Below are 14,815 nucleotides of genomic sequence, written 5' to 3' on the forward strand. Positions count from 1 at the left end.
ATAAGTTCCCTTCCTGAGGTCCATACTAGAATCATGGACAGTTTAACGGGAGGGACAGGCATGGCTATTCATTATCATTGCCGTCATTGCGGAACAAAGATTGGTTCAATAGAGAAAAGCTCAGTTTATTCAGAGCAGCTTGGCTTCCATAAGCTAAACGATCAGGAACGCCAGGAGATGATCTCCTATGAACAATCAGGAGATATGCATGTAAAAGCGATCTGTGAGGATTGCCAGGAATCACTGGAACGCAATCCGGATTATCATCAGCAGGACTTTATTATTCATTAAAAAGCTTTGGAGACAATCCAAAGCATTTTTCTATTTCTATTTGAGGCAATCATTTTATTTAATAGAAACCGTTCTATAGATTCTTGTTGCATCCATATTTTATTAGTAAGATTAATGAAAGTTAAAATGGATTTTGCAGACTGTCAGTTATCTGGCTCGATGGGCCTGAATTGGCATCTGCTTTTTGGCGGTTGAACTGCCTGGGAAAAGATACTCTTTAAATGTTGAGAACTGTCTAGCTGCAGCGCCTGCCACCTCGAGGTATAAGTAAATCCTCCCAAAAGGCAAAGAACTCCTTTCCGTGAGGCTCGTCTTATGCTTGCCGGGGATGATAGATGATAGGTGCGCTTGCGCTTTTCTAAAAAGATAGAAAGTATAACTTTTAACTTCGAGAACTGTCTAGCTTCAGCGCCTGCCCCCTCGAGGAGCTTGTCGGGGGTGGGCAAGGCGCTTACGCTTTTCTTATAGGAGGGGCTTTCATGTTAGGTCTTAAAGAGATTATTAGCCGGCAGGATGATGTAAGTTCCATCATGTCTGGCATAGAGGAAGGACTTAGGGAGCAAATGCTTGCCGGATTATCTGGATCAGCACGCACCTTGTTTTTGTCTTCCATATATGAGCAATCGGGAAGGCCGATGCTAGTAGTAACACACAACCTTCTGCAGGCACAGAAGCTATATGATGATATTGTCAATCTGGCTGGGGAATCGGAAGTGTTTTTGTATCCTGCAAATGAGTTGATTGCAGCGGAAATGGGGATTGCCAGCCCGGAATTAAAGGCCCAGCGGATTGAGGCTTTAAATTATTGGAGCAAATATAAAACAGGAATCATGATCGTCCCGATGGCCGGGTTAAGAAAGATTCTCCCGCCTCCAGGCCACTGGCAGAAATACCAGCTGTCTTTAAAAATTGGTGATGAACTGACAGACGAACAATTAAAAAACTTTGTCCATATGGGCTATGTTCGTTCGGAAATGGTTTCTTCGCCGGGAGAATTCAGCGTCAGGGGCGGAATCATTGATATCTATCCACTGACTGAGGCTGATCCAGTTAGGATTGAGCTATTTGATACAGAAGTTGATTCAATCCGGACTTTTTCTTTGGAGGACCAAAGGTCAAAAGAAAAATTAAACGAGATTTCGATTGGACCAGCAACCGAAATACCTCTGGATTCAGAACACTTCCAGACATTAATTGAAAAACTGGAAAAAGGTTTGGGATCAAGCCTGAAAAAACTGAAAGATGATAAAGCGAAAACACAGCTGGCCCAGAATGTTGGCTATGAATTAGAACAGCTTCGAATGGGGAACAAGCCTGAACACCTTTTCAAATACCTATCGTTTGCCTTTGAGGAAGGAAGTAGTTTAGTAGACTATCTCCCTGCCAATGGCTTAATTTTCATTGACGAAATCAGCCGTGTGCAGGAAATGAATGACTCTCTTGATAAGGAAGAGGCCGAGTGGTATACAAGTCTTTTAGGCGAGGGCCAGATCATTCATGATGTGAAGATTTCACACACCTTAAAAGAGTTTCTGCACCGTTCAAAGCATCCGATTACGTATATGTCGCTGTTCCTGAGACATGTACCGAATACAAATCCGCAAAACATCATTAATGTCACCTGCAAACAGATGCAGAATTTCCATGGACAAATGCATGTGCTGAAAAGCGAGCTGGACAGGTGGAAAAAAGGCAGATATTCAGTCGTATTCCTGGGTCCGGACGAAGAGCGGATTAAAAAGCTGCAAAGAGTGCTTGAAGACTATGAGATTGAAGCGGCATTTGTGAGTGAGGATGACCCGATTTTAACAGGGAAAATTCAAATTACAGAAGGCAGTCTTCAGACCGGATTCGAACTTCCAAGCCAAAAGCTGGCTGTTATTACGGAAGAAGAGCTTTTTAACAAGCGCACAAAAAAGAAAGCCCGCAGGCAAAAGCTTTCAAATGCAGAAAGAATTAAAAGTTATTCCGAACTGAAGGTTGGAGACTATGTCGTTCATGTTAATCACGGGATCGGAAAATACTTAGGGATTGAGACTCTTGAGATTAACGGGGTCCACAAAGATTATCTCCATATCCGCTACCAGGGCAGCGACAAGCTGTATGTGCCAGTAGAACAGATTGAGCTTGTCCAGAAATATGTCGGCTCCGAAGCAAAAGAGCCAAAAATTTATAAGCTGGGCGGAAACGACTGGAAGCGGGTTAAGAAAAAGGTTCAATCATCTGTTCAGGATATTGCGGATGATCTGATCAAGCTATATGCAGAACGAGAGGCATCAAAAGGCTATGCCTTCAGTCCGGATGGGGATATGCAAAGGGAATTTGAAGCGGCCTTCCCATACCAGGAAACAGAGGACCAGATCCGTTCCATCCATGAAATTAAGAAAGATATGGAGAGGGAGCGCCCGATGGACCGCTTATTATGCGGAGATGTGGGCTATGGGAAAACAGAAGTGGCGATCCGTGCTGCTTTTAAGGCGATTGCGGATGGAAAACAGGTTGCCATCCTCGTTCCGACGACCATACTGGCTCAGCAGCACTATGAAACGATGAGAGAACGATTCCAGGATTACCCGATTGAAATTGGGTTATTAAGCCGATTCAGATCGAAAAAGCAGCAGACCGAAACTCTTAAAGGCTTAAAGGCAGGGACTATTGATGTAGTTGTCGGCACACACCGGATTTTATCAAAAGATATCCAGTATAGAGAATTAGGCCTGCTCATTATTGATGAAGAACAGCGCTTTGGAGTAACACACAAAGAAAAGATCAAGCAGCTTAAGACAAATGTAGATGTCCTTACCCTGACTGCAACGCCAATCCCGAGAACCCTTCATATGTCAATGCTGGGCGTGAGGGATCTATCGGTTATAGAAACGCCGCCTGAGAACCGGTTCCCGGTCCAGACTTATGTGATGGAGTATAATGGTGCATTGGTTCGAGAAGCAATTGAAAGGGAACTGGCGAGGGATGGACAGGTCTATTTTCTATATAACCGGGTGGAGGATATAGAACGAAAAGCCGAGGAAATATCCATGCTAGTTCCAGATGCAAGGGTAACATATGCCCATGGGAAAATGACGGAAAATGAGTTAGAATCTGTTATGTTAAGCTTCCTGGAAGGCGAGTCCGATGTTCTCGTCAGCACAACGATCATTGAAACTGGCGTAGATATTCCAAATGTCAACACGCTGATTGTCCATGATGCAGACAAAATGGGTCTGTCCCAGCTTTATCAGCTTAGGGGACGGGTTGGCCGTTCCAACCGGGTTGCCTACGCATACTTCACTTATCGAAAAGATAAAGTATTAACAGAGGTAGCTGAAAAGCGGCTACAGGCCATAAAGGAATTTACAGAGCTCGGTTCTGGTTTCAAAATTGCCATGCGGGATTTATCAATCCGGGGCGCCGGCAATCTGCTTGGAGCAGAACAGCATGGATTCATCGACTCTGTCGGTTTTGATCTGTATTCGCAAATGCTTAAAGAAGCGATTGAAGAACGGAAAGATAAGCTGGATGGCGTCGAGGCAAAACCGGCTAAGATCGAGATCGACCTGGATGTTGATGCCTATATTCCTGATTTTTACTTGTCTGATGGCCATCAGAAAATAGAAATGTATAAGCGCTTCCGCGGCATTTCTTCGCTTGAGGATGTGGAAGAGCTCCAGGATGAGATGATTGACCGTTTTGGCGAGTATCCGGATGAAGTGGGATATTTATTCCAGATTGCCGAAATGAAGGCATACGGTGAACTTGCCGGAGTCGAGACAGTTAAACAATCCAAACAGGAAGTACTGATTCTATTATCGGAAAAGGCCAGCGAGCATATAGATGGCCAGAAGATTTTCCAGATCACAAGCAAATACGGCAGAATGATCGGCCTGGGCATGGAAGGAAAGAAACTGAAAGCTGTCCTCCATATTAAAGGCATAAAAACAAATGAATGGCTTAACATTGCATACGAAGTGATCAAAGGAATGCAGGAAGCGAAAAAAGAGCAGGAACATCCAACTGCGTAAATTTATGGAAATACCACTGTCAATAAAATGAAACAATAGAAATGTTTATCTCTTTCTGACGAGGGTAATTTTAAGTTGAAGGATCATTTGGAATGTTTATCCGGTTTTGGAATGAATAACATCTATGAGAAAAAATTTTTGTGCACGTATATAACTTTCCATATGAAAGATACTAAGTTCAAACATGGCGATGCATTCATTTTCTCCCAATTATGGATCATAGCCAAAAGAGGAAAGAGTAAGTGCTGAGCTGGTGTTAGAGTTGTCTAGCTCCAGCGCCTAGCCCCTTGAGTCATAAGTCAAATCACTTTAGAAATCGGGATTTCCTGTGTGATTCTTCTTATGCTTGTCAGGAGTGAGCAAGGCACTTCCGCTTTTCTATTAAATCATCAGATGAAAGTGAGGCAACGTTGGATGAAAGCAACAGGTATAGTTCGTCGAATCGATGATTTGGGTCGTGTAGTCATTCCTAAAGAAATCCGCAGAACACTGCGTATTCGTGAGGGGGACCCGCTGGAGATTTTCGTAGATCGTGATGGAGAAGTCATCTTAAAGAAATATTCACCAATCAGTGAACTGAGCGATTTTGCAAAAGAATATGCAGAAGCATTATATGACAGCCTGGGAAATCCAGTGTTAATCTGTGACAGAGATACTTACATTGCTGTTGCAGGAGGTTCTAAAAAGGATTACTTAAACAAAAACATAAGCGATCTTGTTGAAAAAACAATGGAAGAGCGCAGTTCAGTCCTGGTTAACCAGTCAGGCGACATCTCGCTTGTAGACGGGAACACAGAATCTTCCTCCGCTTATACAATCGGCCCAATCATTGCAAACGGCGACCCAATTGGAGCAGTTATCATTTTTGCAAAAGAAGATTCACTGGGCGACGTGGAACAAAAAGCAGTTGAAACAGCAGCAGGCTTCCTGGCCAGACAAATGGAATCATAAAAATGGATACTTAATGAAAGGGGTAGCGGAATGCTGCCTTTTTTCTTTGGGCTCGGGGATGGCGGGCACGTAAACCGGGTATTCAGCACAGAAAGTAAGTGAGTTGCGCCAACACACAAAAGCCCTGGACCGGCGCGTAATCGAGGAGCGCGCATAAAACAGGTACTTCCGCGCATAAAGCAGATCGCGCGCGCAATTCAGAGGAATTCGCGCACAAGAACCCCGAACCCGCGCGTAACCGAAAAATTGACGCGCGAAAACAAAGATTTCCCGCGCACAAGGATAGTGAGCGCGCGCAACCCAAGGATATCCGCCCGAAAAAATACGAAACCCGCGCAGAACCGAAAAACAACGCGTGCAATCCTGGTAAATCCGCGCATAAAGCCCCAATGTGCTATAATACTTTCGAATTCAATTGGAAGGAGATGGGCAATTGAAGCCCGTTCAGACATCTGGCGATTTGTTTAAAGGAGCGTTTATCCTTACGATCGCTGCCCTGATTACAAAAATTTTGAGTGCTGTTTACCGGGTCCCCTTTCAAAATATCGTTGGGGATGTAGGGTTTTATATATATCAGCAGGTTTATCCATTCTATGGAATCATTATCGTGTTATCTACATATGGATTTCCTGTCATTATTTCAAAGCTTTATGCCGAGCAGGCCGCTCTAAAGAAAGAGAAGGATATTCAGAACTTATTTGCCGTTTCTGCCTTTGTTCTGTCCATAATAGGTTTTATCGGGTTCTCCATTCTGTATTGGGGTTCGGAATGGCTGGCTGTCAGGATGGGCGATCCGCAGCTGGCGATATTACTTAGAGTGGTGGCAGCCATGTTTCTTCTTTTTCCGATTCTGTCCCTGTTCCGGGGATATTTTCAAGGCACAGGAGATATGGTTCCAACCGCAGTCTCCCAGGTAGGAGAACAGCTTGTCAGAGTCATTACCATCCTGTTCGCTGCTTATTTGCTTGTTAAGGGAGGAAATTCTCTATACATGGTGGGAAGCGGGGCCCTTTTTGGTGCCATAACCGGCGGACTTATTGCCATCCTGATTTTAATCACCTTCTTTTATATAAAAGAAAGAAAAAACCTGCCGTCCGCCATTGCCATCGATTTTAGACAAAGCGGCAAGCTGGCCAAAACGATTATCATACAGGGATTTGCCATCTGCATCAGCAGTCTCGTGCTTATTTTCATTCAGCTGGCAGATTCGTTCAATTTATACTCGCTTCTATTAACATCCGGAATTGAAGGAGAGGAAGCGAAGGCGCTGAAAGGTGTGTATGACCGCGGACAGCCGATTATCCAGCTGGGCATTGTTGTGGCAACATCCATGTCCCTGTCGCTGGTGCCGCTCATTTCCAAAGAAAAAATGAGAAATCATCCTGCATTTCTTCATAATAAAATCAGACTTGCCCTTCAAATCGGCATTCTTGTTGGTGCTGCAGCAACGGCTGGCCTATGGAATATCATAACGCCTGCAAATATTATGCTGTTTGAAAACTCGTCGGGATCGGATGTCCTGGCGATTCTTAGTCTGCTGATCTTGCTGAGCAGCCTGATCATCACAATCACAGGAATCCTGCAGGGACTGGGATTTATCTTTTTCCCGGCAGCGGCTATTTTGATGGGATTTGCCGTGAAACTTGGCCTGAACATCCTATTGGTTCCTTCTTACGGCACAGCAGGTGCAGCGGCCGCATCGTGCCTGGCGCTTGCTGCCGTCTTAATTTTTCTTATTGCAAAGCTTCGTTTATATTTGAAGATATCATTGATTTCTCTGCGCTTTTTATTGGTGGCCGGATTTGCTGCTTTGATGATGTCGGTTGTTTTGCAGCTGTATCTTCAGGCCACAGCCATGCTGCCAATACCGGATCCGGGCAGAATGTTTGCCGGATTCCAGGCATTAAGCTGCGTAGCGCTGGGGGCCTTAACGTATTTGTATATCGTATTTAAAGGCAATACTTTTAAAGAGGAAGAGCTTGCTCTGCTTCCGCTTGGAAGCAAACTCATGTTCTTGCTTCCCAAAAAGACTAGGAGATGAATCGCTTTATGAAAAAAATAACCATTCTCGGGCTTGGAGCAGGAGACTTGGATCAGCTTCCTTTTGGCGTATATCGAAAACTTAAACAGGCAGAGGTCTTGTACCTGCGGACAAAGGAGCATCCGGTTCTGCGGGATCTCGAACAAGAAGGGCTGACATATCAGTCTTTTGATCATATCTACGAAAAACATGAGAAATTTGAAGAAGTGTATGAGGAAATTTGTGAATTCCTCCTGGAAGAAGCCCTTGCCAAAGAGATTACATATGGAGTTCCAGGACATCCGCTTGTTGCGGAACGTACGGTGCAGCTTCTCATAGAGCGTGCTCCGCAGAGAGGCATTGAGATTATGATCGAAGGAGGACAAAGCTTCCTTGATCCTTTATTTCAGGCTTTGAAAATTGATCCGATCGAAGGATTTCAGCTTCTGGATGGAACCGATTTAAACAGAGATGAGATCCAGGTGGCCCAGCACGTCATCATTGGACAGGTTTATGACCAGTTTGTTGCGAGCGACGTCAAGCTGACACTGATGGAAAAGCTGCCTTACGATTACGCAGTTTATATTGTAACAGCTGCCGGCAGCAAGGATGAGGTTATTAAACAAGTACAGCTGCATGAACTGGATCATAATATGGAACTGAATAACTTAACTTCTGTATATGTGCCTCCTGTAAAAAATGATGCAGTCCTCTATAAAGATTTTTCAAAACTGCGGAGCATTATTGCGGAACTGCGGGGGCCAAACGGATGCCCATGGGATAAAAAGCAAACTCATGAATCATTGAAGAAATATTTAATTGAAGAAGCCTATGAGCTGATTGAAGCAATCGATAATGAAGATAGCGAGCATATGACAGAAGAACTGGGAGATGTCCTTCTCCAGGTGATGCTGCATGCACAGATTGGCGAAGACGAAGGTTATTTTACCATCGATGATGTGATCGAAGGACTTTCTGAAAAAATGGTCCGCCGTCATCCTCATGTCTTTGGTGATGTACAGGCAGAAAATGAAGAAGAGGTGCTTAAAAATTGGCAGAGCATTAAGCAGGAAGAAAAGGGTGAAAAGCAGGAATCCATGATGGATACTGTCCCGAAATCATTCCCGAACTTAATGAGAGCGGCTGAAATTCAGAAAAAAGCAGCAAAAGTCGGTTTTGACTGGAAGGAAGTTGAGCCTGCCTGGGAGAAGGTAAAAGAAGAGATTGCCGAATTCGAGAAGGAAGCCGTGAATTTAAGCCCCGAGATGGAGGCGGAATTTGGCGATATCCTGTTTGCGCTTGTGAATATTGCGCGTTTCTATAAAATTGATGCCGAAGAAGCTGCGAGAAAAACCAATGAAAAATTCATCCGCCGTTTTACTTTTGTGGAAGAACGGGTAATGATGAGCGGCAGTAAATTTGAAGACTTTACACTCGAGCAGCTCGATGAATTCTGGAATGAGGCAAAATCCAAAGGTTACTAATAGAGGAGTGGCAATAGATGAGATTAGATAAATTCTTAAAAGTATCAAGGCTTATAAAAAGAAGAACACTGGCAAAAGAAGTCTCCGATCAGGGAAGGATCTCCATAAATGGACAGCAGGCCAAAGCGAGCTCAACCGTTAAAGTGGGCGATGAACTTCAAATCCGCTTCGGGCAGAAGCTGGTAACGGTCAAAGTGGAGCGCCTGCAGGAAACGACCCGCAAGGAAGAAGCGGCGGAAATGTACTCGATTGTTAAAGAAGAGAAGGTTGAATCGGAAGCATAAGGCCTGCTCCTATGGAGATTGGCCGTTAAACTATCGGTTTCGGCCGATAAAAGAGCGTTGTTGGCCGTTAAATTCCCGTTTTAGGCCGATATAATCTTCATATTGACCGTTAAATCTTGATTTAGCGTAATTTCATCCGTATCATTTTTCAAATTCAGCAGCGCCTCCGCTTTTCCTATTGGCTTGTTCTATTTTAATTCCCCTTTTCATAAACATGTACAAAAAGGTTGTACTATGCTGATTGCGGGGGATGAATAATGAGTCAATATTATGAGTCAAGTTCAAACAAAACCAATACTCAGGAACACGATGTCATTATGAGAGGCAGAAGACTGCTCGATATTACTGGCGTTAAACAGGTCGAAAGCTTTGATAATGAAGAATTTTTGCTGGAGACGGTGATGGGTTTCCTGGCGATTAGAGGGCAGAACCTGCAGATGAAGAATCTGGATGTGGACAAGGGAATTGTTTCCATCAAGGGGAAGGTATTTGACCTTGTTTATATTGACGATCAGAATGGAGATAAAGCTAAAGGCTTCTTTAGCAAGTTGTTCCGATGACACTGACCACTCAATTTGTGACCATGCTGGCAATGATCGGCATGGGAAGTGTATTTGGGGCTGCCCTTGATACGTATAATCGTTTCCTGCAAAGAACCAGGCGGAAAAGCTGGCTTGTATTTATTAATGATATTCTTTTTTGGCTCGTCCAGGGCCTGGCAATCTTCTATATTTTATTTCTGGTGAATCAAGGCGAGTTAAGGTTTTATATTTTCATTGCTTTGCTGTGCGGTTTTGCCGCTTATCAAAGTTTATTTAAGAAAATGTATCTGCGGGTATTGGAGATATCCATCCGGATGGCGATCTCCATATACCGCTTTTTCGTGAAGACCATTACTTTGCTCATCTATAAGCCCATCCAGGGTCTTATTATGGCGTTAATTGCGATAGCCGTTATGCTTGGAAAAGGACTTTATTCCCTTTTAAAAGCCATACTTCGAGTCTTTTGGTTCATCTTGAAAGTGGTTTTTCTGCCTGTCAAATGGATTTTGTCACTTTTGTGGAAGTTATTGCCGAAAAAGATTAAAAAAACAGTCGAGAAGTTATATAATAAATTGGCAGGATATTTACAGCTGATAAAGAATTATGTTTTAAAATGGATTGCAAAGTGGAAGAAACCTAAAGAGTAAGGAGGGAGTGCGGAAGTGAGTGCCACCAAGAAGAAAAATGTAGCCAAAATGGAAACCAGCTATGTTAAACAGCAGGAAGCAGCAGAGATCAGTGCGGGCCGTAAGAAAAAGCTATTATTTCGCAGATTAGCGGCATTTTTCACACTGGCAGCCGTCGTTTCATTTTTTATGATTTCCACACTCGTTTCGCAGTCTGCTGCTCTGGAAGAAAAAGTGGAAGAGAAAACCCGGCTGGACCAGGAGCTTTCTGACCTTAAGAAAAAGGAAGTCATGCTCGAAGAAGAAATTGTTAAGCTGAATGATGATGAGTATATCGCGAAGCTTGCCCGCAAAGATTACTTCCTATCCGACAATAACGAAATCATTTTTAACCTCCCTGAAGAAGAGACGGAAAAAGAAAAGAAAAAGGAAAAAAAGGCCGATTGACGCTATATTGACACTCTTTTTTTGGTTTCTGTATAATATATAGTAAGTTTGATTTATCGCAGATTAACAGGCAGTCCCCTTCGTTTAAAGTAAGTTAAACCTAATGAAGTTAGTAAAAAGGGAACTGTCTGTAAAGGTCCGGTAAGTTCAACTCCCCATCAGTGAATATGTATGAAAATATAATTCTGTACAGCTGGACTGAGCTGAGGATGTATTTTGCAGCACCTGATGGAAGTTTCACTTTATATCTTTCAAGGAGGCAATTTTTTTAATGTCAATCGAAGTAGGCAGCAAGTTAAAAGGAAAGGTCACAGGCATTACAAAATTCGGAGCATTTGTGGAGCTGCCGGAAGGCTCAACGGGTCTGGTGCACATAAGTGAAGTCGCTGACAAGTATGTAAAAGATATTAATGAGCACCTCAAAGTGGGTGATATGGTTGAAGTGAAAGTCATTAATGTCGAAAAGGACGGCAAGATTGGATTATCCATCAAAAAGGCAAAAGACCGGCCTGAGCGTTCTGAAAGACCTGAAAGAGGCGACAGAAAAGAATTCAGACCTAATTCAAACTCTGGCCGACCTCGCCAAAACCGATCAAACGACCATCGCCCTAAAGAAAACTTTGAAGCCAAAATGGCTCGTTTCCTAAAGGACAGCGAAGATCGTCTGTCATCGCTAAAACGCCATACTGAATCCAAACGCGGAGGAAGAGGCGCTAAACGAGGATAACTTGCTGCTGATTGATCTATATAGCAGGATGGAAAACAAGTCCGATTGGGCTTGTTTTTTTGTGCTGTTTAATGAAGTAATTTCTGATGGAAACTTATTAATAGTGAAATCTTAATGCAGCGCGAAGTGACCGATAATCCGGAAAAGTAACCGATTTATTGAAAATCTGACCGCTAAACATGACAAAGTGACCGATAACTGGAAAGCAATTAAAAAAGGTTCATCAATTACTAGGTAACTGCTGTTCTGAAAGAAGAAAAATTCATCCAAAACAATCAAAAAAACGCCAGCCTAAGGCTGACGCTCTTTTGAAATGACCCGTACGGGATTCGAACCCGTGTTACCGCCGTGAAAGGGCGGTGTCTTAACCGCTTGACCAACGGGCCAGGATAATATTGAATTTTGAGGAGCTTGAGTGGTTTAAGCTCAAACCTCGAATATTTCAGATAGCGGCGGAGGGGATCGAACCCCCGACCTCACGGGTATGAACCGTACGCTCTAGCCAGCTGAGCTACACCGCCATATTTTTATAGATTTATAGATGTGCTCTGAAGCACAAGATTTATAATACAAATTTTTAAAAAGGAAGTCAATAAGATATTTAAAGAAATATGTCGTAAATTTCCCTTGCCTCTTCGTCAATTTCTCCCAAGCTTCTCTTTCCGCGGAAAGCTGTCCTTCCAAGGGTTTGTTTACTTTTTTTGTCAGAACCAAGCGGAACTTCAGAAAGACCAATTTTAAATCTTGTTATCTATCCCCATATATAGTGGAAAACCGTCGAACGAAAAGCCGGGGCTTGTCCGCTATTTTGACAAACTTCTGGAGCGCTGGATTTTATAATTGTCAGCAACGATAAAAATATGGGGAGTGTAGTTTAATGGAAAAGGTAGAAAGGAATGTAATGGAGCCGATCGGGGAAGTGCCCTTCAACAAACCGAAACTGGATTTTGCCAAAGGCTTAAAAAAACTCCACTCGGGGTTGGAGAATTTCTTTCTGAAAAAAGGCTATGTTCTGCTGATCATTGGCTTTTTGCTTGGAAGAGCCTTGATATTGGCGAAGCTTACCCCATTTAGCCTTCCGTTTTTTGCGGCGGTTTATTTCATACGAAGGGATAAGGCGCCCCTGGCCCTAGTGGGATTAATGGCAGGCGCTGCCACATTGTCCATCTCCAATGCTGTATCTGCTTTTGGAATAACCTTCATCTTTTTATTTGCCTTCCGGGTCTCGAAAAAATGGCTGCATAATGAAATCAGGGCACTGCCTTTTTTCGTGTTCTTCACTCTTTTAGGAGGCAAGCTCCTGGAGGCTTTCATTACGAAGGGCCAGCTGACTTTATATGATGGAATGATGGCCGGTATTGAATCAGGCCTTGGTTTCATTCTAACGCTGATTTTCCTGCAGGGTCTGCCGCTGCTTTCGATAAATAAACGCAGACAATCACTGAAAACCGAAGAAATTGTCTGCCTGATCATTATGCTGGCATCTGTCATGACGGGAACGATCGGCTGGACGGTCTATGATCTTTCGGTCGAGCATATTATGTCTCGCTATCTTGTCCTGCTCTTTGCTTTTGTAGCAGGAGCCACCGTCGGTTCTACAGTAGGGGTGGTAACCGGTCTGATCTTCTCCCTTGCGAATATATCGAGCTTTTATCATATGAGTCTGCTGGCCTTCGCGGGTCTATTAGGCGGTCTTTTAAAAGAAGGCAGGAAGTTCGGTGTGGCATTCGGCCTTCTGATTGCAACACTCCTGATGGGCATGTATGGAGAAGGAAGCGGAAATCTCATGAAAACTCTGTATGAAACAGGCGCAGCGATTCTCTTATTTTTATTAACTCCGCAGGCTTTAACGATGAAATTGGCCAAGCACATCCCGGGGACGCCTGAATATGCCGCTGAGCAGCAGCATTATATGAGAAAAATGCGCGATGTGACAGCACAGCGTGTTGCCCAGTTCTCAAGCGTCTTCCAAGCCCTTTCCAAAAGCTTCTCCTCTCATAATGAGCCATCTGAATGGGAGGAAGACGGTGATAGGGAAGTGGATTATTTCTTAAGCAATGTAACGGAAAAAACATGCCAGACCTGCTTTAAGAAAGATCATTGCTGGTCAAAGAACTTTAATACAACCTATGACTATATGATGGATATTATGCACGATGTGGACAACAATGAAGGTGCTCTTTCTCCAAAGCTTGCGAGGGATTGGGAAAAGTACTGCACAAGATCGAAAAAAGTGACTGAAGCTGTACAGCAGGAGCTGACTTATTTTAAGGCGAACCAAAGGCTGAAGAAGCAGGTTCAGGAAAGCAGAAGGCTGGTAGCTGATCAGCTGATGGGTGTTTCGGAGGTAATGGGGGATTTTGCGAAAGAAATCCAGCGAGAGCGGGAAAATCATCATAAGCAGGAAGAACAGATTCTTGAAGCACTTCAGGAGTTTGGCATTCATATCGAGCAGGTGGAAATTTACAGCCTGGAGCAGGGAAATGTCGACATTGATATGACCATCCCATATTGCCAGGGGCATGGGGAATGCGAAAAGCTAATTGCACCAATGCTATCTGATATTTTGGGAGAAACGATATTAGTAAATTCAGAGGAATGCGCCGCGTTCCCAAATGGATACTGCCATGTCACATTCCGGTCAGCCAAGGCATTCGTGGTTGAAACGGGCGTTGCACATGCTGCGAAGGACGGCGGTTTAGTATCAGGGGACAGCTATTCCACTATCGAACTGGGCTGCGGAAAGTTTGCGATTGCCATCAGTGATGGAATGGGCAATGGGGAACGGGCTCATGCGGAAAGCCAGGAAACACTTCAGCTCCTGCAGAAAATTCTTCAATCGGGCATTGAAGAGCAGGTCGCCATTAAATCAGTCAATTCCGTTCTTTCTTTAAGGACAACAGACGAAATTTTCTCCACCTTGGATTTGGCTATGATTGATCTGCAGAATGCCGACGCGAAATTTTTGAAAATTGGATCAACTCCAAGCTTTGTAAAGAGAGGCCATAAGGTAATAAAAATTCAGGCCAGCAATCTCCCGATGGGAATCATTCAGGAATTTGATGTAGATGTGGTCAGTGAGCAGCTTAAAGCGGGAGATTTGCTGATCATGATGAGTGATGGCGTTTTTGAAGGGCCGAAGCATGTCGAGAACTTTGATTTGTGGATGAAGCGCAAGGTATCCGAGTTGAAGACGGACGACCCTCAAGAAGTGGCCGATTTAATTATGGAAGAGGTCATCAGGTCAAGATCCGGGAATATTGAAGATGATATGACGGTGGTTGTGTCAAAGGTCAAACACAATACTCCGAAATGGACCAGCATTCCCGTACATGCCATGCGCCAAAAGGCCAACTGATTAATTTGCTCATTGCTAAATAACTCAATAAAGTCTCTAAATTAGATAATTGTCCAGCTCAGCACC

Annotated in this window: 11 protein-coding genes and 2 tRNA genes; 11 read left to right on the forward strand and 2 right to left on the reverse strand. The window is 43.7% G+C overall.

What is annotated here, in order from left to right; all coding sequences use genetic code 11:
* Window positions 1-60 precede the first annotated feature (60 nt).
* From A361_RS00340 to A361_RS00385, 10 genes are all read left to right on the forward strand, one after another.
* The gene (locus A361_RS00340) at window positions 61-291 is read left to right on the forward strand and encodes an anti-sigma-F factor Fin family protein (protein WP_009336657.1); all 231 of its coding nucleotides are present in this window, start codon (window positions 61-63) and stop codon (window positions 289-291) included.
* Window positions 292-770: 479 nt separating this feature from the next.
* Window positions 771-4,310: a transcription-repair coupling factor gene (gene mfd, locus A361_RS00345; protein WP_019382049.1), complete on the forward strand. Its 3,540-nt coding sequence runs from the start codon at window positions 771-773 to the stop codon at window positions 4,308-4,310.
* A gap of 414 nt (window positions 4,311-4,724) precedes the next feature.
* Window positions 4,725-5,261, forward strand: coding sequence for a stage V sporulation protein T (spoVT, locus tag A361_RS00350; protein WP_009336655.1), 537 nt, complete (start codon window positions 4,725-4,727; stop codon window positions 5,259-5,261).
* Between the two features lie 433 nt (window positions 5,262-5,694).
* On the forward strand, window positions 5,695-7,302 hold the full coding sequence (locus A361_RS00355; RefSeq protein ID WP_019382050.1) for a putative polysaccharide biosynthesis protein: 1,608 nt from the start codon (window positions 5,695-5,697) through the stop codon (window positions 7,300-7,302).
* Window positions 7,303-7,310: 8 nt separating this feature from the next.
* Window positions 7,311-8,765 carry a nucleoside triphosphate pyrophosphohydrolase gene (gene mazG / locus A361_RS00360; RefSeq protein WP_019382051.1) on the forward strand — a complete coding sequence of 485 codons (1,455 nt, stop codon included), beginning with the start codon at window positions 7,311-7,313 and terminating at the stop codon, window positions 8,763-8,765.
* Window positions 8,766-8,782: 17 nt separating this feature from the next.
* Complete coding sequence (locus A361_RS00365; protein ID WP_009336652.1) at window positions 8,783-9,049, forward strand: RNA-binding S4 domain-containing protein; 267 nt, start codon at window positions 8,783-8,785, stop codon at window positions 9,047-9,049.
* A gap of 257 nt (window positions 9,050-9,306) precedes the next feature.
* Entirely contained in the window at window positions 9,307-9,609 is a 303-nt protein-coding gene (gene yabP, locus A361_RS00370) for a sporulation protein YabP (protein ID WP_009336651.1), read from the forward strand.
* Complete coding sequence (gene yabQ / locus A361_RS00375; protein ID WP_019382052.1) at window positions 9,606-10,238, forward strand: spore cortex biosynthesis protein YabQ; 633 nt, start codon at window positions 9,606-9,608, stop codon at window positions 10,236-10,238. Before yabP ends, yabQ begins: the two co-directional genes overlap by 4 nt.
* A 15-nt stretch (window positions 10,239-10,253) precedes the next feature.
* The gene (locus A361_RS00380) at window positions 10,254-10,664 is read left to right on the forward strand and encodes an FtsB family cell division protein (RefSeq protein ID WP_019382053.1); all 411 of its coding nucleotides are present in this window, start codon (window positions 10,254-10,256) and stop codon (window positions 10,662-10,664) included.
* A 271-nt stretch (window positions 10,665-10,935) separates the two neighbouring features.
* Window positions 10,936-11,391 carry a S1 domain-containing RNA-binding protein gene (locus A361_RS00385; protein WP_019382054.1) on the forward strand — a complete coding sequence of 152 codons (456 nt, stop codon included), beginning with the start codon at window positions 10,936-10,938 and terminating at the stop codon, window positions 11,389-11,391.
* 314 nt (window positions 11,392-11,705) lie between these two features.
* Here the strand turns inward: A361_RS00385 and A361_RS00390 are convergent.
* Window positions 11,706-11,777 (reverse strand) — tRNA-Glu (locus A361_RS00390).
* Between the two features lie 61 nt (window positions 11,778-11,838).
* Window positions 11,839-11,912 (reverse strand) — tRNA-Met (locus tag A361_RS00395).
* 356 nt (window positions 11,913-12,268) lie between these two features.
* Here A361_RS00395 and spoIIE point away from each other — a divergent pair.
* A complete protein-coding gene (spoIIE, locus tag A361_RS00400) occupies window positions 12,269-14,749 on the forward strand; it encodes a stage II sporulation protein E (protein ID WP_019382055.1) in 2,481 nt (826 codons plus the stop codon).
* Window positions 14,750-14,815: the final 66 nt, after the last annotated feature.

This window comes from Cytobacillus oceanisediminis 2691 (genome assembly GCF_000294775.2).
GTDB lineage: Bacteria > Bacillota > Bacilli > Bacillales > Cytobacillaceae > Cytobacillus > Cytobacillus pseudoceanisediminis.